Below are 18262 nucleotides of genomic sequence, written 5' to 3' on the forward strand. Positions count from 1 at the left end.
GCGGTTACCCCGTGAAACTGATCGTCGCGTTGAAGCCCCAGAGCAGGATGGTGAGCACCATGTCGATGGCCACGATGGCCACCGAGGAGACGCGCACCGCGCGGCCGGAGGCGATGCCGACACCCTCGGGACCACCGGTCGCGAAGAAGCCGTAGTAGCTGTGGATGAGAATGACGACGGTGGCGAAGATGGCCACCTTGATCACCGCGGCGATCACGTCGAATCCGGCCACGAACTGGAAGAAATAGTGGTCGTACACGCCCGCCGACTGACCGTGCACCAGCGTGATCAGTCCGCGGCAGGACAGATACGCCAGGATCAGGCCGATCAGGAAGGTCGGCACGATCGAGATGGCCCCGGCGATCACACGGGTGGTGACCACGAACGGCACCGAGCGCAGGCCCATCGCCTCGAGCGCGTCGATCTCCTCGGAGATGCGCATGGAACCGATCTCGGCGGTGATGCGGCAGCCCGCCTGCGCGGCGAAGCCGATGGCCGCCGCGATCGGCGCGAGTTCGCGGGTGGTGGCGTAGGCGGAGACGATGCCGGTGACCGGGCCCATGCCCAGCATGTTCAGCATCGTGAACGATTCCACCGCCACCGAGGCGCCCATGACCAGACCGAGCACGATCATCATCGGAACCGTGCCGCCGCCGACGATGACCGAGCCGCGGCCCCAGGTCATATCGGAGATGATGCGCAGCGTCTCGTCGCGATAGTGCTTCAGCGTGGCCGGAATCGACGACAGCACCTGCCAGATGAACGACAGGACGAAGCCGAGGGCGTCGAATTTGGTGAGGATCAGCCCGCCGTGGCGCCGGTAGAGGCGGCTGAGCCAGCCCAGCCCCCTGGGGGCGTAAGTCGATGCGGCCATGTCACACCAGCCTCGTCGGCAGGAACATTTCAACGATCTGCGTGACGCCGAGGTTGACCACCGCGATGGACACCACCGACAGCACCACGGCCGCGTTCACCGCATCGGCCACACCGCGCGGCCCGCCCTTGGCCTCGAGTCCGCGCTGGCAGGCGATGATCACCACGAGGAAGCCGAACAGCACGGCCTTGAGCAGCGAGACCCACACATCGGCGACGGTGGTGAAGGAACCGAAGGTGGCCCAGTAGCTGCCCGGGGTGACGTTCTGGCCGCCGACGGCGACCGCGTATCCGGCCACGATGCCGACGAAGATGATGAGGATGTTCAGCAGCGGCGCGACCAGGATCATCGCGACCAGTCGCGGAATCACCAGCCGCGGAATCGGGCTGATGCCCATGGTGTTGAGCGCGTCGATCTCCTCGCGGATGGTCCGCGCGCCCAGATCCGCCGCGATCGCGGCCGCGCCCGCGCCGCCGAGCAGGAACCCGGTGGCCAGCGGTGCGCCCTGTTTGATCACGCCCAGGCCGCCGGTCGCGCCCAGCAGCGAATCCGCGCCGAGGGTGTGGATGAGGTTGCCGACCTGGATCGAAACGATCACGCCGAACGGGATCGCGATGAGGATGGCCGGGATCGCGGTGACCGTCACCAGTCGCCACGCCTGCAGGATCGCCTCACGCCATTCGAACTGTCCTCGTGCGATGCCGGTGACCGTGCCGGTCGCCGATTCGCGTGCGATATCCACTGCTCGGCCGAAGGTTCGCAAGGACGATACGACAGTGTCGGAGAAGTTCTTGCGGACGATACGAACAGCGGAGACGCTCGAGCGAGCCCGGGTCACCGTAGCCATGCGCGGCTCCGGGATGGGCGGTGTGTCTCGAGTTTCAAAATCGTTCTCTCCGTGATGGGCGACACTGCCAACACGAAGCTATCGGTGACATCCAGTAACGGTAAAGTCAGTTAAGGTGTGACCATCGCCTCGAAATCGCTCGATTGCGACTGGATTCACACGCTGGTCAGAGGCACGAAAGCCATATTGACCGGCATTCTGCAACTGGTTATCAGCACAGATCGGCTATGCATGTGACATACATCATGCACAGGAACGATCTTGTCAGCTAGATTTCCGCAATTTCCATTCGGAAGTTTATTACGGACTGACCGCCATGAAGACGAATGACGCGAACAGAACCAGGTGGACCCCGCCCTGCAACAGGGTCGCGCGACCGGGCACGACGGTCAGCACGCCGACGACCACGGTCAGCGCCAGCAGCACCATCTGGGTCGCGCCCAGACCCAGGGTCAGCGGGGTGGAGATCCAGATGGTCGACAGCGCGATGGCCGGAATGGTCAGGCCGATACTGGCCATGGCCGAGCCCAGGGCCAGATTGAGACTGGCCTGCACGCGGCCTCGCCGGGCCGCGCGAACGGCCGCCAGGGTTTCCGGCAGCAGGACGAGCATCGCGATCACCACACCGACCACCGAGCGCGGCAGGCCCGCGGCATGCACGCCGTTCTCGATCGATGGCGACACCATCTTCGCCAATCCGACCACGCCGACCAGCGCGACCAGCAGCAGCGCGAGGCTGAGCAGCGTGGAACGAACCGACGGCGGTTCATGACTCTCGTCCCCGGCGTCGTTGTCCTCGACGGGCAGGAAGTCATCGGGATGCCGAATCGTCTGCACGGTCACGAACAAGCCGTAGAGCAGCAGGGACGCCACCGCCGCGAAGGCCAGCTGCGATCCGGAGAACTCCGGCCCGGGCTTGCTCGTGGTGAAGGTCGGCAACACGAGACTCAGCGTGGCCAGCGTCGCCACGGTCGCCAGCGCCGCGCCCGTACCCTCGGCATTGAATACCGCCACCCCCCGACGCACGGCCCCCACCAGCAGTGACAACCCGAAGATGCCATTACAGGTGATCATCACCGCCGCGAAGACGGTGTCACGGGCCAGCGACGAGGCATCATCTCCGCCCGAGGCCATCAACGTCAGAATCAACCCGACCTCGATCACGGTCACGGCCACCGCCAACACCAGCGAGCCGAACGGCTCCCCCACCCGATGCGCGACCACCTCGGCATGCTGCACGGCCGAAAGCACCGCCCCGACCAGTGCCAACACCACGACGATCACGGCGGGCCCGGCGGGATGGGTGAACCAGGCAATCGCCAGCACCACCGCCGCCAGTAGAGGAACCGCGGTTGTCCAGTGTCGGGTCAGCAGGCGCGTCATACCCACCATGATCCCAGCGAATTTCCAGCGTTCGGACAGAAGAGACAATGATCGCCATCGGCGCGGCGGGGCAATCAGTCCTTGCGCGCGATGAGCAGATGGGCCTTGATCGGTTTGTGCGCCAGCGCGCGGTGGTCCACCGTAAGCCCCGCACCCGCAAGGACGGCCGCGATCTCCTCCGGGGCGCGCAGATGGAAACCGTAGCGGGTGAACGGCATTCGGGCGGCGTCGGTGGGATCGGCGACGGCGATGACGGCGCGGCCGCCGGGCCGCAGGACTCGGGCCAGTTCGGGTGCCACGGGAGTGAGGGCGGGAACGAAGTAGAGCGTGTTGACCGTGATCAGCGCGTCGATGGAGGCGTCGGCCAGGGGGAGATCGGTGAGCGTGCCCGCGAGGATGCGCAGGCGCCCGGCGCCGATATCGGGCGCGAAGCGTGCCTTCGCACGGGCCGCCATATCGGGGGACGGCTCGATGCCGTGCACCGTGCCTTCCGCCCCGACACGGGCCAGTAGCAGCGAAAGGCCCACACCCCCGCCGAATCCGATATCCGCCGCCGCCCGGCCGGGTTCGAGTTCGGTGGCATCGACGGCGGCCTCGGTCAGTTGGCGATTGGTGCGGTTCAAAACCAGTGCCACGCCCTTGCCGAGGGCTCCGTGTGGATTGCCGAGCTGATCGGCGAGGGTGGACATGACGCGCGCGACAACGGGATTCACGGGGCGATGCTACGCCGATCCGGACGCGCGGCCGCCTAGTGTGCTGTTCGTGGAGCAGACCAGCGACAGTGCCACCCACCCGCACGAACCGCATGCCGAGGGCCTCGCCTCGCGGCTGAACTGGCTGCGGGCGGGCGTGCTCGGCGCCAATGACGGCATCGTGTCCACCGCGGGCCTGGTGGTCGGTGTCGCGTCCGCGACCGCCGCCACCGGACCGATTCTCACCGCGGGTGTCGCCGGATTGGTGGCGGGTGCGATCTCGATGGCGGCCGGTGAGTACATCTCGGTCAGCACCCAGCGCGACAGCGAGAGGGCGCTGCTGTCGAAGGAGCGTCGCGAACTGGCCGAGGAGCCGGATTACGAACTGGCCGAACTGGCCGAGATCTACCGGCGCAAGGGCCTGTCCGAGCAGACCGCCCGCCAGGTCGCCGAGGAGCTCACCGCCCACGACGCCTTCGCCGCCCACGCCGAGGCCGAATTGGGTTTGAACCCCGACGAACTCACCAATCCATGGCAGGCGGCGTTCTCCTCGGCGGTCTCGTTCACCCTCGGCGCACTGCTGCCGCTGCTGGCGATCCTGCTGCCGCCGGCGTCGTGGCGCATTCCGGTGACCTTCGCCGCGGTGTTGGTGGCATTGGCGGTCACCGGATCGATCAGCGCCCGGCTCGGCGGCAGCAATCCGCGCCGGGCGGTGCTGCGGGTGGTGGTCGGCGGTGCGCTGGCCATGGCGGTGACCTATGCGATCGGGCGGATACCGGGCGTTTCGGCGTAGGCGGGCAGCAGGCCGATCGCCTCGCGCGCCGCGATAACCTTGGGCCGGGCCAACTCTCGGGCCGCCGCGGCCCCCGCGGTCAGCAGATCGCCCAGGTCCTCGTCGATCAGTTCGTCGTATCGGCGGCGAATCGGTTCGACCAGCGCCACCACCGCATCGGCGACCGTCCGCTTCAAATCGCCGTAGCCGCCGAAGGTTTCGGCCAGTCGCGCCGGTTCGGTCCCGGTGCAGGCGGACAGGATGGTCAGCAGATTCGCCACGCCCGGACGCTGTTCGGGATCGTAGGAGACCTCGGTGCTCCCGTCGGTGGTCGCCCGCATCACCTTGCGACGCAACACCTCCGGCGGATCGAGCAACCGCAGCGAACCCGCGGCGGCGACCGATTTGCTCATCTTGGCCGTCGGTGTGATCAGATCCATGATGCGCGCGGCCACCGGCGGATTGACCGCACGCGGCACCGTGAACACCGGTCGATACGCCGCATTGAACCGCAACGCGATATCGCGGGCCAGCTCCACATGCTGGCGCTGATCCTCACCCACCGGCACCTCCTCGGTGTCGTAGAGCAGGATGTCGGCGGCCATCAGAATCGGATAGGTCAGTAGCGACACCCGAACCTGTTGTCCGCGCGCGGATTTCTCCTTGAACTGGATCATGCGCCGCGCCTCCCCGAAGCCGGCCACGCATTCGAGCAGATAGTGCAGTTCGGCGTGTTCGGGCACCTGCGACTGCACCGCGAACAGGCTGCGCCGCGGATCGACGCCGCAGGCCAGCAGCAGCGCCGCGAAGCTCGTCGTGCGCGCGCGGACCTCGGCCGGATCGTGCGGCAGGGTCAGCGCGTGCAGATCCGAGACGAATACGAGCGTCTCGCCCGGAATCTGCTGTCGCACCAGGGGTTCGATCGCCCCGAAGTAGTTGCCCAGATGCAATTCCCCGGACGGGGTGAAGGCGGTGAGTCGCCGAGCCATGGTCGGTCCTTTCGAATGGGACCGCCCGGCCGGGCCCGGCCTACCGTGGGACTGCGATACGGCCGCCCGGTCGGGCGGCCGTAGTTGTCGGGGTGTGGGTGTGCGGGCCGCCCGTCAGGGCAGCCACCACGCGCAATACACACCGATTCGCACGGCCTGACGGTATCGCGCGGCGCACCGCCACCGCCACGGCTTTTCGGAACGGTCCAGAAATCCGCCACTGGCTCTGTTTCCACAGGCCAGTTCGGCCGCATGCTGACCGAATGTTGCTTCGCCGGCTGTGTGCGCTCTATCTCGGACTGTGGCTCTACGGATTCTCGATGGCGGTGATGATCCGCGCCGCGCTCGGACTCGATCCGTGGGACGTGTTCCACCAGGGCGTGGCTCGTCATCTGCCGGTCAGTTTCGGCACGGTCACCGCGCTGACCGGCGTGGCCGTACTGCTCGCCTGGATCCCGCTGCGACAGCGGCCCGGACTGGGCACGGTCAGCAATGTCGTGGTCATCGCGGTCTCGGTCGACGCCGGACTGTGGCTGCTACCCGAACTGCACGCGCTGGTTCCGCGGATACTCGCCATGGGTGCCGCCGTACTGCTCAATGCGATCGCGACCGTGCTCTACATCGGCGCGGGTATGGGCCCCGGCCCGCGCGACGGCCTGATGACCGGACTGGTCGGGCGGACCGGCTGGCCCGTCTGGGCGGTGCGCACCGGCATCGAGGCGACGGTGCTGTGCACCGGCTGGCTGCTCGGCGGCAGCGTCGGCGTCGGAACCCTGGTGTATGCCTTCGGCATCGGGCCGCTGATCCATCTGCTGATCCCGTTCGTCGACCGCTGGCTGCCCGGCTTCCACACCGCGCGCCCGGCCGAGCCCGCCCTTGCCTAGCGCGACCGGATCAGTTGTCGCGCACCGCGATTCCGGCCGCCCGCGCGAACGCCGGGGCGAGATCCATCAGCTGCCCGGTACTGATGGTGGCGCCCTTCAGGGCGTCGATACCGGCGGTGAGGTCGAGGGTGACCGCACCGCGCAGGTCGACCTCGTGCAGGGTCGCGCCGTGCAGCGCCAAACCCTCGAGGCGGGTGCCGGGAAAGCTCAAACGGCGCAGCGTGGATTCGCCGAAATCGGTGTCGCGCAGCACGCAATCGACGAAGGTGACGTCCTGCAGCACCGAATTGCGCAGATTCACCGAATCGAATTTGCAGCCCTCGAACCGGATCCGCCGCAGCTGCGAACCGACCGCCTCCACCCCCGACAGCGCCGAATCCACGAATTCGACGTTCAGCCAACTGGATTGGCCGAGATTTGCGCCGACCCAGCGCACATTGCGCAGCCACGCATCGTCGAAGCGAGCGTAGCGCAGCACGCCACCGGCGAATTCGACCCCGGTGAAGGCCGATTCGGTGAACCGGACGCCGCTGGCCTCGAGGCCGTCGAAGGTGACGGCGTCGACGTGCTCGGTCTCGTAATCCATATCGGATTCCGGCTCGCCCTCGAAGGGCCGCAGGTGACGGGCGTAGGACAGGTCGGCAAGATCGCGAGGCACCCCTGCACCCTAGGCGAGGTCGACGCGCACGGTGAGCAGGCTGGTCCCGAACGCCTTCACCACCGTGCTGTTATAGCGCGGCAGTCGGTTCAGGCGCGCGGCCACATCGTCGCCGGGCAGCAGATGCGCGGTGCCAGAATGCCAGCGCCCGTGCAGCCGCAACCGAACCCGATTGTCCGCCTGGATATTTCGCACATACTGCGACAGCTCGCCGAATTCGGAGACGAACCAGAACGAATCGCCCTCCCGGCGGCCGCCGATCGGGGTGATCCGCGGTTGCCCGCTCACGCGGCCGGTCGTCTCGAGCAGAACCTGGCCGGGCATCCGGCGCAGGATCGGATTGCCCAGGCGGCGCTGGAACGTAGTCACCAACTTGTGCTGCAGAGCGCTGTTCACGGCTGCACCGGCTCGAAATCGGTCTTACCGGTATCGGTCAGCGCGTAGACCCCGGAGGCCAGATCGAGGCCGATGACCGTGCGGGCCGCAGCCTCGTCGATGTGGATGCGCGGCGGGTCCGGATAGGCCGCGGGATCCGGGTAGTAGGTGTCGGGGCCGTAGAACTGGCCGTAGCGCAGGACGACACCGCCCGCCTCGAGCACCGAGGACTCCAGAAACTCCTTGGCGGACTGGCCCTCTCCGCTCATCTCCCAGGCGACGCTCTGGGCGAGGAACCGCTTGACCCCGGCGGCCTGCGCGGCGGCCAGCAGATTCGCGGTGCCCTCGCGGCGGATGCGGGCATTGGCCGAGCGACCGGCCGCGAGATCCTCGCTGCTGTCGGGCAGGTCGGTGAGCTGATGCATCACCAGATCGGGGGCGTAGGCGCGCACGGCCTGTTCGAGCGCCGCGGCGTCGTAGACATCACACACCACGGGCTCGGCGCCGAGATCGGCCAGCAGTTCGGCCTTCTGCGGCGAGCGGGTCATACCCGCCACCTCGCACCCGGTCGCGATCAGCAGGGGCGTCAGTCGGGTGCCCAGCACGCCGCTGGCACCGGCAAGAAAGATCCGCACGCCAACCCACACTATCGGACTACATCAGGCAGATCAGCAGCCCCGAGGCCGAGCCGATGATCAGCAGCGGGCCCATGACCGCGACTCCGATGCCGGTGAGCAAGCCCATCCGGGTGCGGCGCAGGCGCGGATCACGCGGGGCGACAAGGCGTTCGGCGCGGGCCACGACATCGGCGCCGCTGGCCGCCAGCGCACCGGCGGGCGCGACGCCCGACAGTGCGAGCAGACCCGACAGCAGCGACGCGCGCCCGTGGCGGCGCACCGCGGCATCGTCGGCGCACATCTCCAGCAGGCGCGCGACCTCGCGCGCGCCGTCGGTGAACAGCCGCAGATGCGGGAAGGTGGCGGCTAGGCCGCGGGTCACCGCGAGCAGCAGGGGATGACGGCGCAGCAGGTGGGCGTGCTCGTGGGCCAGCACCGCGGCCAGTTCCGAATCACCCAGCGCCGCCACCGCGCCGCTGGTCACCACCACCACATTCGGCGATCCGGCCACGCAGTAGGCCGCGCGCTCCTCGGAATCGAGCAGCACCAGATCGGCCACGGCATGCCGGTGTACGCGGCGGCCGGTGAGCCGCAGGGCCTCGGCGTGTTCGCGCGCTCGCATCCGCATGCGCAGTTGCAGCCGGGTCAGCCGCACGCCCAGCACCACCGCCAGAATCGCCAGCGCGCCCGTCACCACGAGCAGCGCCGCCTGCGCGGCCAGGCCCGCATGCCCGGTCGCGATCACCTCGGCCTCGTGCAGTCCGGTGATCACCAGCCGATCGGCGTGCAGCCAGGTGTGCGCGGCATCGGCGACCGCGATCGCCACGGCCACGCCCCACGATCCGAGCACGCTGGCCATCAGCGTCAGCCACGCCACCACGCCCAGATGCGGGACCTGCCCGTGGCGGGTCAGCCGGGGCAGCACCCGCGGCGCGACGATCGCCACCACAACCGCGTAGCAGAACAGCCCGACGGCGATGCTCACGCGCCCTCCGCCAGCCGCCGCAGCGCGGCGCGCAACCGCTCGGATTCCTCGGGACCGATCTGTTCGACGAAATGCGCGAGTACGAGTTCGGCGCGGCCACCGTCGTCGAGAGCCTCGCGCATCAGCCGGGCGCTGTGCTGCTCGCGGGTGAGCGTCGGCCAGTATCGGAACGCCTTGCCCTCGCGCCGACGCTCCAGCCAGCCCTTGCGATGCAGATTGTCCATCGTCGACATGACCGTGGTGTAGGCGATCTCACGCTCGCCGGCCAGTTCGGCGAACAGTTCCCGGACCGTGGTGGGGTCGCCGTCGCGGTTCCAGAGCCGGTCCATGACGACCGCCTCGAGTTCCCCGAATCCGCGTGTGCGCACTGCACCTCCTCGTCGTGCGGCCGCGCCGGATGCCGGACGGCTCGGTCGCCATACTATCTACGTAGCGCGACAGTAGGTCGGTTCACCCCGGCTTCGGCCACTTGACCGACGCCATCCGGTCATCTACTGTCTACGTACGTAGATAGTAGCTAAGGCTTCGGTGCGCGCGCCCCTCAGCGCGGCGCGCCGATTGTCACGATGCGACCGGCCGTTCGCGTCCGGCAAACCCGGATCTCCCTCATCGATCCTGGCGAGCCGTTCGGCGCAAGGGGACGAGAGCGCCGCACGACCGACCGCGACGCGCCGTGACAGCACCGCCTCCGGACCAGGTACCGGCATACCGGGTTCGGGGGCGGTCGCGTATCAGGCCACGAATTGATGGTCGGTGCGGATCCGACCGTCGGCGTCGAAGGTCAGCACCTCGAGCCCGCCCGCCGCCGCGGTACCGTCGGCGCGCGATCGCATCACCCAGGCCAGCGTGACCGTGTCACCCGGCTGCCGCCGCGCCTGTCCGTCGAGCTCGAAAGTGAATTCACCTGCGGCGACGAACATTTCGTAGGCCCGCCCGACGCGGGCGTCGAGTGCGTCGTATCCGCTGACCTCGAGCGGCGGTGCGACGATCCCCAGTTCGGCCGCGCTGTCGCGAATCGCCTGCGGCGGATTGACCAGCACCTGCCGGGCATCGGGCGCCCACAGCTCGCGAATCGACGCCTGCCGACGATCGGCGTCGGCCTCATTCCATTGCGCCACATAGCGATCGGCCAGCAGCTTCAATTCCTCATCGGTGATCATCGCGTTCATATCGCCAATCGTGGCCGCCCCGGCGTCGCCGCGCGATTCCCTAGAGGGAATGGCACGAACACACTCGAGCGTCGAGGATGGCGCTATGACAACGGCTGTGGCACATCCCGGACCCTTCGCGCACGAGCTGCGCCGCTGGCGCGGACTGCGGCGCTGGAGCCAACTGGATCTGGCGATCCGCGCCGACACCACCCAGCGCTATCTGAGCTTTCTCGAACAGGGCCGCTCCCAACCCGGCCGGGCGATGGTGATCCGGCTGTCCGAGTCGCTGGGCCTGTCGCTGCGCGAACGCAACGCCCTGCTGACCTCCGCCGGGTACGCACCCGCCTTCCACGAATCCGGTTTGGACGCGGCCGAATTGGAGCCCGTGCGCGACGCGCTGCGCTGCATTCTCGAGGGTCATATGCCCTATCCGGCGCTGGTCGTGGACCGGCACAGCAATCTCGTCGAGGCCAATGCCGCGATGGATCTGTTCTTCGAGGGCTGTGCGCCCGAACTGCTCCGGCCGCCGGTGAACGTCCGCCGCCTCGCCCTGCATCCGGACGGACTCGCCCCGCGCGTGATCAATCTGCCCGAATGGGGCCGTCACGTCACCGACGCGCTCCGCAATCGGGTCCGAGCCAGCCCCGATCCCGAACTCGAACAGTTCGTCACCGAACTGGAGAGCTATCTGCCGCCCACCGAACCCGGCCCCGGCTATCTCGGCTTCGCGGTTCCGCTCCGATTGCGCAGCGACGCGGGCGAATTGCGGCTCATCACCACCCTCACCTCCTTCGCCACCGCGACCGATGTCACCCTGGCCGAACTCCACCTCGAGGCCTTTCTGCCCGCCGACGAGGCGACCGCCCGCCTGCTGCGCGAACGGGCGGGCTGATCACCAGCGGCGTCCGGCCGCGAGCAGCGCCTCGTGCACCAGATCCACATGCGCCAGCGCGGGCGACCCGACGCGACGCGCGAGGAACGCCGTATTGATCGGCGCTTCCTCGGGCTCCAGCAGCGCCACCAGCGCGCCCGAATCGAGCTGCGCCGCAACGAGATAGCGCGGCAACACGCTCACCCCGCCGCCCGCGGCAACCAGCGCCGCCACGGCCCGCAGATCCGCGACCACCACCGCGGGCTCGGCATCGAGTCGCACCCCGAACACATGCCGCCAGTAGCGGCGCAGGATCGGCAGATCGGCGGCATAGCTCACCAGCGGTATCGAACTGGATTCGGTTCCCGCGAAACGTAATTCGATCGGATCGATCCCCGCCGCCACCGCGGGCGCGGCGACCAGGACGAACTCCTCGTCCATCAGCGGTTCGGCGCGCACGGCCCGTCCGCGTGGCCGCACGGTCGAGATCACCAGGTCGTACTGTCCCGCCCGCAGCCCGGTCAGCAGATCCTCGGCCAATCCGGTCGTCACCGTGAGCCGCACCCCGCGCCCGAGCAGCGGGGCCAGAGCCGGAAGCGCCAGTGCGCCAAGCATTTCCGCGGGCCCGGCCAACTGCACCGGCGGCTGCGCGGCGGGCGCGTCCACTCCCCCGCCCACGATCGCCTCCAGCGCGTCCAGCGGACCTGCCAGCCGTCCCGCCAGCTCCTCGGCGGCCATGGTCGGGGCGACGCCGCGCGGCAGGCGCTCGAAAAGCTGACGGCCCAGGCGCTTTTCGAGTTCCTGCAACTGCGTGGTCACCGTCGGCTGGGACAGGCCGACCAGTCGCGCGGCGGCGGTCACCGACCCCGCGCGGTATACGGCCAGAAAGGTCCGCAGCTGCATCAGGTCGAGTCCACCCCTGCCGGTCATCCTGCCGAGTCTAGAACCATACTTGTGCACGAATACTCGTCGACGTATATTCGTAGACGAGTAAGGAGGTGGCGCGGTGAAGCAGCGCAAGGTGAGCAATCTGATGGCCCTGTCGGTCCTGGCCACCCTGCTGGAGGGGCCGATGCACCGCTACGAACTCGCGGCCAAGCTGCGCGAACGCGGTAAAGAGGGCCAGATGGACATCAAGTGGGGTTCGCTCTACACGGTCGTCCAGAACCTGGAGAAGCACGGATTCCTCGAGGCCGTGGGCACCGAGCGCGAGGGGTCGCGGCCGGAGCGGACGATCTATCGGATCACCGACGCCGGACGCGCCGAGGCCCACGACTGGATCCGCGAACTGATCGCCACGGTCGAACCCGAGCCCAATCGTTTCGTGGCCGGGCTCTCGGTGGCGGGCATGCTGACCCCCGACGAGCTGATCGCACTGCTCGGCCAGCGGGTCGAGCGGCTCACCGAGCTGATCGCGACCAGCGAGGCGCAATTGGCCGAGGCCCTCCGCTTCCTGCCTCGACTGTTCCTGGTCGAGGAGGAGTTCCGCCTCGCCATGCTGCGCGCGGAGACCGACTGGGTGCGCGCCCTGCGCGACGAGCTGGCCTCCGGCGCCCATCCGAGCACGGACTGGTGGCGACGTATGCACGTCGAGAACATCAGCCCCGCCCGCATCGCGGAAATGATCGAAAGGGGGGAGATCACCGACCGCGCGGATTAGCGAATACGCCGGTCCCGCAATGGAACCGGGCCCGGCCAGGTGCGGCAACACCTCGGCCGAGCCCGATCGAAATACCGTCTCGAACCGTATCCGCCGGCAGGCGAATCCAGACCGAGTGTGGCAACTACAGGATAACTGGGCTCCCCGCACGCGGATCGGATCGGGCATCCGACACCATCCCGAGGGGAATTCATCATGTCCATCCAGACCGCCCTGGTCATCGGCGGCGGCATCGCCGGTCCGGTGACCGCGACCGCACTGCGCAAGGCGGGTATCGACGCCCGCGTCTACGAGGCCTATCCGGGCCCGGCCTACAACATCGGCAGCGGCCTCGGCTTCCAGCCCAACGGGCTCGCGGCCCTCGACGTCATCGGCGCGGGCGATGTGGTGCGCGAGATCGCGCTGCCGATCCGGCATCAGGTGATGTCGTTCGGCGACAAGCAGATCCGGCTGCCCGCCACCGGTGACGGCGAACCGCTGCAATCGGTCGAGCGCAGCGATCTGCACCGGGTGCTGCACGATTTCGCGGTCACGGCCGGGGTCCCGTTCGAATACGACAAGCGCCTGATCGGCGTCGACGAGAACCGCGACAGCGTCACCGCCCACTTCGCCGACGGCTCCAGCGCGACCGCGGACGTGCTGATCGGCACCGACGGCGTCAAGTCACTGGTCCGCACGCTCATCGACCCCGACGCACCGGGTGCGAACTACACCGGGCTGCTCGGCTTCGGCGCGGCGGTCGAATCGCCGATCGAAGTCGAGCCCGAGACAATGTATTTCACGTTCGGCAAACATGCGTACTACCTGTATTCCGCGCTGCCCGACGGCCGGATCGGCTGGGGCGCCAACCTGCCGAGCAAGAAGTACATGACGCTGAGCGAGGCCCGGGCCGTCCCCAACGAGCAGTGGCTGCGCACGCTGGCCGAGGTGTACGGCGAGGACACCCCCGGCGGCGACATCGTGCGCCGCATCCGACCCGAGCAGCTGCAGGTGATCGGCGGACTGCACATCATGCCGCCGGTGCCCAACTGGCATCGGGGCCGGATGGTACTGGTCGGCGACGCGGTACACGCCCCGTCCAACAGCACCGGCCAGGGCGCGTCGCTGGCCGTGGAGAGCGGGATTCAGCTGGCTCGCTGCCTACGCGATTTCGACGATCCGGCAACGGCTTTCGCTGTCTACGAGCAGATCCGGCGGCCGCGTGTGGAGAAGATCGCCGCTCGCGGGGCGCGGACCAATCACGCCAAGGCGCCCGGGCCGCTGATGCGGCGGATCATGCCGGTGATGATGCCGATAGTGTTCCGCAGCGCGAAGGTCGCCGAAACCCTGCGGCGTGAGATCGCCTACTCCATCGAGTGGGACGCCCCGGTCGACGAGCGGGCCGAACTCGCGCGACTGTAGGTTCCGTTGCCCGCGCGGGTTACGTTGCCCGCGTGGGCATCACACCGTCCCGTTGCGATTCGTCCAGCAGTTTGGCGGCGATATTGGCCAGCGCCTGATCCAGTAGCGCCCGGTCGTCGGGATCATGACAATCCCAATCGTCGAGCCGGTCGGACAGCCAGCGCTGCACGGCCTGCTTGATACGGTCGAGCTCCGCGTGCCCGGAATCGGTGAGATCCATTCGGTCACCGTTGAATTCGACATAACCGTCGGCGACAGCCTGGTCGTAGACCGGCCGCAACACCTCCGGTGGAACGTGATGCGCGCGGGCGATCGTATCCAGGGTCGCCTCCCCGCGTGTCCCGTTCAGCATCCGCACCTGACCGAGCGCCCAGGCCTGTTCCCGATGCAGCGGACTGCCCGCCCGCGCCAGCAGCCCAGGGGCGGAGATGTCCTCCTCGCGCACCTTGCGCATCAGGCTCGCCACCGCATGTTCCAGTCGCACAACGCGATCGGCGGAATCCGGCATGGAGAATCCAGCGCCCACATCGCCCGCGTCGGCGCGCGCGGTATCACGCAGCGGAACCTGCTTCAGAAACCAGGCCACCACGAAGCCCAGCAGCGCGATCGGCACCGCCCAGCGGAACATGTGCGCGATGGTGTCGGCGTAGGCGTCGATGATCGGCACCGCCTGCGCGTGCGGAAGTTTGTGCAGCAGTTGCGGATTCCCCGCCGCCGCGGGCGGTACGCCGGGATCGTTCGCCAGTGCGGTGCGCAGATCGGGATTCAGGCGATTGCTGTACAGGGTGCCGAACACCGAAGTCCCGACCGTACTGCCGACCGTGCGGAAGAAGGTCACCCCGGAGGTCGCGGTGCCGAGATCGGTATAGGGCACGGTGTTCTGCACCACGATCGTGAGCACCTGCATCGCCAGGCCGAGCCCGAGGCCCAGGACGAACATGTACAGCGACTGCGTCCAGAATCCGGTGTGGCGATCCATCGTCGACATCAGATACAGCCCGAGCGCGGTCACCGCGGTTCCGGCGATCGGGAAGTATTTGTATTTGCCCGTCTGCCCGACCACCTGGCCGGAGATGATCGAGGTGATGAACAGGCCCACCACCATCGGCAGCGTCCGGAATCCGGAGGCCGTCGCCGACAGGCCGTTGACGTATTGCATATAGGCGGGCAGATATGTCAGCGCGCCCATCATGGCGAATCCGACGATGAAGCTGAGCACCGAGCACACCGTGAAGGCATTGCTGCGGAACAGATGCATCGGCAGCATCGGTTCCTTCGCCCGGAACTCGATGAAAACGAAGGCCCCCAGCGATACCGCCGCCCCGATGAACAATCCGATGATCGTCGCCGAACCCCAGGGGTATTCCTGTCCACCCCATTCCAGGCCCAGCACAAGACAACTCACCCCGATGGCCACGAAAGCGATTCCAGCGTAGTCGATCACCGGCCGAACGGCTCCGCGCAGACTCGGAATCGCCCGTGCGGCAACGACGATCATCACAATCGCCAGCGGGACATTCACATAGAAACACCACCGCCAGCTGGCGTGATCGGTGAACAGTCCGCCCAGCGTCGGCCCGATGACGGTGGTGACGCCGAAAACCGCGCCGAGCGCGCCCTGATATTTGCCGCGATCGCGCAGCGGAATGACGTCGGCGATGAGCGCCATCGCGGTCACCATGAGCCCACCCGCGCCCAGGCCCTGAATCCCGCGGGCGACCACGAGCAGGGTCATACCGTTCGCGAGTCCGGCGATCATCGAGCCCACGATGAAGATGAGCCCGCTGAGCTGGAACACCAGCTTGCGCCCGAACAGGTCGCCGAACTTACCGGCCAGCGCGGTCGCCACCGCCTCGGCCAGCAGATACGACGTGACCACCCAGGACAGATGACTCGACCCGCCCAGATCGGCGACGATGGTCGGCAGGGCGGTCGACACGATGGTCTGATCGAGTGCGGCCATCAGCATGCCGAGGACGACGGTGACGAAAACCACATTGGCCCGGGTGGAACTCACGGGGGCGGGTGAATCGGCGACTTCCTGAGCACCGGTCATTAGCTCAGTATGTGCCGAAGGTCTTCAATTCGTCAGGAGACTCCACTACTCGGCATTTCACGTGGTGCAACATTGATTAGCTGGAGCTAATGCCAGCGTTTAGTTTCGCTATGTGGCTATCGCGCCGAACTTACTCTGAAGTAAGGTTTTATCAAACTGACAGTTGCCGCTCCTTCACAACGGTAGTGAGGTCTCGACCATGGCCTGGAACACCAGCCAAATTCCCGATCTGACCGGCCGGACGTTCGTAGTCACGGGCGCCAACGGCGGTATCGGCAAGCACACCACCAAGCAGCTGGCCGCCAAGGGCGCGACCGTGATCATGGCCTGCCGCAACACCACCACGGCCCAGCAGGTCGCCGACCGCATCGACGGTGATGTCCGGGTCGCGGCGCTGGATCTGGCCGATCTCGCCTCGGTCCGCACCTTCGCCGAGCAGACCGGCGAATTCGACGTGCTGATCAACAACGCCGGGCTGATGAACATCCCGTTCTCGCGGACCAAGGACGGTTTCGAGACCCAGTGGGGCGTCAACCACCTCGGCCACTTCGCGCTGACCGGCCTGCTGCTGGACCGCATCGGCGACCGCGTGGTCACCCTGGCCAGCGTCGCGCATCGCCAGGCCACGAAGCTGCGGGTCGACGATTTGAACTACGAGCACCGCCGCTATCAGCGCAATGTCGCCTACGCGCAGGCCAAGCTGTCGAATCTGCTGTTCGGGCGCGAGTTGCAGCGCCGCCTCGCCGAGGCGGGCTCCAACAAGCGGTCCTATGCCGTGCACCCCGGCGTCTCGGCCACGGATCTGTTCACCCGCACCGAAACCCCCATCGACCGCATCGCCAAGCCGTTCATCGCGATCGTCGGCCACTCGCCCGCCAAGGCCGCCGAATCCAGCCTGTTCGCCGCGACCATGCCCGATGCCGACCCGAATATCTACTGGGGTCCGACCTGGTTGTTCGGTTCGCAGGGACCGGTCAAGCCCTCGCCGTCGACCAAACTGTCCAAGGACCGCGAGGTGGCGCGTCGGCTCTGGGAGGAATCCGAGCGCCTGACCGGCGTGACCTACAAATTCTAGGTGGCCCTGCCCTCTACGGGACCTGTAGTAGACAGGTACCGTAGAGGGCGTGTCCGCTCCACACCGCCGCCCGGCTCTGATCCTGTTGGTGATCGTGGCCGCATTCGCCTGCCTGGCGCTCGGCTGGTGGCAGTGGGGTCGGTTCGAATCGGCGAGCGGGACCGCGCAGAACCTCGGTTATGCGTTGCAGTGGCCGCTGTTCGCGGGCTTCGTGGTGTTCGCCTACGTCCGCTTCGTGCGGTTGGAACGGGAGACCGGCGAAGCCGAGGACGGGTCGGACGAAACGCCGCGCAAACCGGCGAAAGCGTCCGCGCAACGCGAGATTCCGGCCGGGTTCCTGCCCGAGCGGCCCACCGCGGCGCGCGACGACGATCCGGTGCTCGCCGAATACAACAGGTATCTGGCCGAATTGAACGCGCAGGATGTGCGCGACACCGAGAGGAGCGCCGGTTGAGCGCCGACAACCCGACCGCCGCCGCGCCGCAGGCCCCCGCGCGCGACACCACCCGCATCCGCTCGGCCCTGACCCGCTACCGGGTGCTGGCGTATGTGACCGGTGTCTGGCTGTTGCTGCTGTGCGCCGAAATGGTCTACAAGTACCTGCTGCTCGACGACAGCAGCAAGGCCCCGCACTGGCTGTTCTACGTAGGCCAGATCCACGGCATCTTCTACATGATCTACCTGGCGGTCACCATCGACCTGGCCATCAAGACCCGCTGGAAGCCCGCCACCACGATCATCACCGCCCTGGCCGGCACCATCCCATTCCTGTCCTTCGTCTGCGAGCATTACCGCACCCGCGAAGTACGCACGGCCTTCGCCCTCTGACCCGAATCCACTTCCGGGCCAAGGGCCCTGCGCCGATTCACTTCCCGGCCAAGGACCCTGGGCCGATTCACTTCCCGGCCAAGGGCCCTCTGCCGACTCACTTCCCGGCCAAGGCCCCTGCGCCGACTCACTTCCCGGCCAAGG

General features: G+C 67.6%; 21 protein-coding genes. 8 read left to right on the forward strand and 13 right to left on the reverse strand.

Going from position 1 to position 18262, the window contains the following annotated elements; translation table 11 throughout:
• Nucleotides 1-4 precede the first annotated feature (4 nt).
• The 4 genes from NP4_RS31200 to NP4_RS31215 form a co-directional block, all read right to left on the reverse strand.
• Nucleotides 5-874, reverse strand: coding sequence for an ABC transporter permease (locus tag NP4_RS31200; RefSeq protein ID WP_068005604.1), 870 nt, complete (start codon nt 872-874; stop codon nt 5-7).
• Between the two features lies 1 nt (nt 875).
• Nucleotides 876-1721, reverse strand: a complete 846-nt coding sequence (locus NP4_RS31205; protein ID WP_068005605.1) for an ABC transporter permease — start codon at nt 1719-1721, stop codon at nt 876-878.
• A 300-nt stretch (nt 1722-2021) separates the two neighbouring features.
• The gene (locus NP4_RS31210; protein WP_211335965.1) at nt 2022-3104 is read right to left on the reverse strand and encodes a calcium:cation antiporter; all 1083 of its coding nucleotides are present in this window, start codon (nt 3102-3104) and stop codon (nt 2022-2024) included.
• 74 nt (nt 3105-3178) lie between these two features.
• Nucleotides 3179-3817, reverse strand: coding sequence for a methyltransferase domain-containing protein (locus NP4_RS31215; protein ID WP_114755875.1), 639 nt, complete (start codon nt 3815-3817; stop codon nt 3179-3181).
• Nucleotides 3818-3866: 49 nt separating this feature from the next.
• Here NP4_RS31215 and NP4_RS31220 point away from each other — a divergent pair, with 49 nt between their 5' ends.
• Complete coding sequence (locus NP4_RS31220; protein WP_068005654.1) at nt 3867-4589, forward strand: VIT1/CCC1 transporter family protein; 723 nt, start codon at nt 3867-3869, stop codon at nt 4587-4589.
• On the opposite strand, the gene trpS is transcribed toward NP4_RS31220, so the two are convergent.
• Complete coding sequence (trpS, locus tag NP4_RS31225) at nt 4553-5557, reverse strand: tryptophan--tRNA ligase (protein ID WP_068005609.1); 1005 nt, start codon at nt 5555-5557, stop codon at nt 4553-4555. The two genes, NP4_RS31220 and trpS, sit on opposite strands and share 37 nt — an antisense overlap.
• A gap of 263 nt (nt 5558-5820) precedes the next feature.
• Here trpS and yczE point away from each other — a divergent pair, with 263 nt between their 5' ends.
• Nucleotides 5821-6441, forward strand: a complete 621-nt coding sequence (gene yczE, locus NP4_RS31230) for a membrane protein YczE (RefSeq protein ID WP_068005611.1) — start codon at nt 5821-5823, stop codon at nt 6439-6441.
• A 10-nt stretch (nt 6442-6451) separates the two neighbouring features.
• On the opposite strand, the gene NP4_RS31235 is transcribed toward yczE, so the two are convergent.
• From NP4_RS31235 to NP4_RS31260, 6 genes are all read right to left on the reverse strand, one after another.
• Nucleotides 6452-7099, reverse strand: coding sequence for a pentapeptide repeat-containing protein (locus tag NP4_RS31235; protein ID WP_068005613.1), 648 nt, complete (start codon nt 7097-7099; stop codon nt 6452-6454).
• Between the two features lie 9 nt (nt 7100-7108).
• Nucleotides 7109-7495, reverse strand: a complete 387-nt coding sequence (locus NP4_RS31240; protein ID WP_068005615.1) for a nitroreductase/quinone reductase family protein — start codon at nt 7493-7495, stop codon at nt 7109-7111.
• The gene (locus NP4_RS31245; RefSeq protein ID WP_068005617.1) at nt 7492-8109 is read right to left on the reverse strand and encodes an NAD-dependent epimerase/dehydratase family protein; all 618 of its coding nucleotides are present in this window, start codon (nt 8107-8109) and stop codon (nt 7492-7494) included. The genes NP4_RS31240 and NP4_RS31245 overlap by 4 nt, the downstream gene beginning before the upstream one ends.
• A 19-nt stretch (nt 8110-8128) precedes the next feature.
• Complete coding sequence (locus tag NP4_RS31250; RefSeq protein WP_068005619.1) at nt 8129-9076, reverse strand: M56 family metallopeptidase; 948 nt, start codon at nt 9074-9076, stop codon at nt 8129-8131.
• Nucleotides 9073-9444, reverse strand: coding sequence for a BlaI/MecI/CopY family transcriptional regulator (locus NP4_RS31255; protein WP_062505616.1), 372 nt, complete (start codon nt 9442-9444; stop codon nt 9073-9075). Before NP4_RS31255 ends, NP4_RS31250 begins: the two co-directional genes overlap by 4 nt.
• A gap of 363 nt (nt 9445-9807) precedes the next feature.
• Nucleotides 9808-10245 carry a hypothetical protein gene (locus NP4_RS31260; RefSeq protein WP_082876377.1) on the reverse strand — a complete coding sequence of 146 codons (438 nt, stop codon included), beginning with the start codon at nt 10243-10245 and terminating at the stop codon, nt 9808-9810.
• A gap of 85 nt (nt 10246-10330) precedes the next feature.
• Here NP4_RS31260 and NP4_RS31265 point away from each other — a divergent pair, with 85 nt between their 5' ends.
• The gene (locus tag NP4_RS31265) at nt 10331-11119 is read left to right on the forward strand and encodes a helix-turn-helix domain-containing protein (protein WP_068005622.1); all 789 of its coding nucleotides are present in this window, start codon (nt 10331-10333) and stop codon (nt 11117-11119) included.
• Here the strand turns inward: NP4_RS31265 and NP4_RS31270 are convergent, their stop codons facing one another.
• Nucleotides 11120-12028: a LysR family transcriptional regulator gene (locus NP4_RS31270; RefSeq protein WP_068005624.1), complete on the reverse strand. Its 909-nt coding sequence runs from the start codon at nt 12026-12028 to the stop codon at nt 11120-11122.
• 76 nt (nt 12029-12104) lie between these two features.
• Here NP4_RS31270 and NP4_RS31275 point away from each other — a divergent pair, with 76 nt between their 5' ends.
• Nucleotides 12105-12758, forward strand: coding sequence for a PadR family transcriptional regulator (locus NP4_RS31275; protein WP_245998561.1), 654 nt, complete (start codon nt 12105-12107; stop codon nt 12756-12758).
• A 195-nt stretch (nt 12759-12953) separates the two neighbouring features.
• Nucleotides 12954-14159 (forward strand): FAD-dependent oxidoreductase, encoded by a 1206-nt coding sequence (locus tag NP4_RS31280; protein WP_068005626.1) that lies wholly within the window; start codon nt 12954-12956, stop codon nt 14157-14159.
• 19 nt (nt 14160-14178) lie between these two features.
• Here the strand turns inward: NP4_RS31280 and NP4_RS31285 are convergent, their stop codons facing one another.
• Entirely contained in the window at nt 14179-16215 is a 2037-nt protein-coding gene (locus NP4_RS31285) for an MDR family MFS transporter (protein ID WP_068005628.1), read from the reverse strand.
• A gap of 199 nt (nt 16216-16414) precedes the next feature.
• On the opposite strand from NP4_RS31285, the gene NP4_RS31290 reads away from it, so the two are divergent.
• The 3 genes from NP4_RS31290 to NP4_RS31300 are packed head-to-tail and all read left to right on the forward strand — an operon-like array spanning nt 16415 to nt 18118.
• Nucleotides 16415-17290 (forward strand): oxidoreductase, encoded by an 876-nt coding sequence (locus NP4_RS31290; protein WP_068005629.1) that lies wholly within the window; start codon nt 16415-16417, stop codon nt 17288-17290.
• A 49-nt stretch (nt 17291-17339) separates the two neighbouring features.
• The gene (locus NP4_RS31295; RefSeq protein WP_068005630.1) at nt 17340-17744 is read left to right on the forward strand and encodes a transcriptional regulator; all 405 of its coding nucleotides are present in this window, start codon (nt 17340-17342) and stop codon (nt 17742-17744) included.
• Entirely contained in the window at nt 17741-18118 is a 378-nt protein-coding gene (locus NP4_RS31300) for a DUF3817 domain-containing protein (RefSeq protein WP_068005631.1), read from the forward strand. Before NP4_RS31295 ends, NP4_RS31300 begins: the two co-directional genes overlap by 4 nt.
• Nucleotides 18119-18262: the final 144 nt, after the last annotated feature.

Origin of the sequence: Nocardia pseudobrasiliensis NBRC 108224, from assembly GCF_001613105.1 — a bacterium.
Classification (GTDB): Bacteria; Actinomycetota; Actinomycetes; order Mycobacteriales; family Mycobacteriaceae; genus Nocardia; species Nocardia pseudobrasiliensis.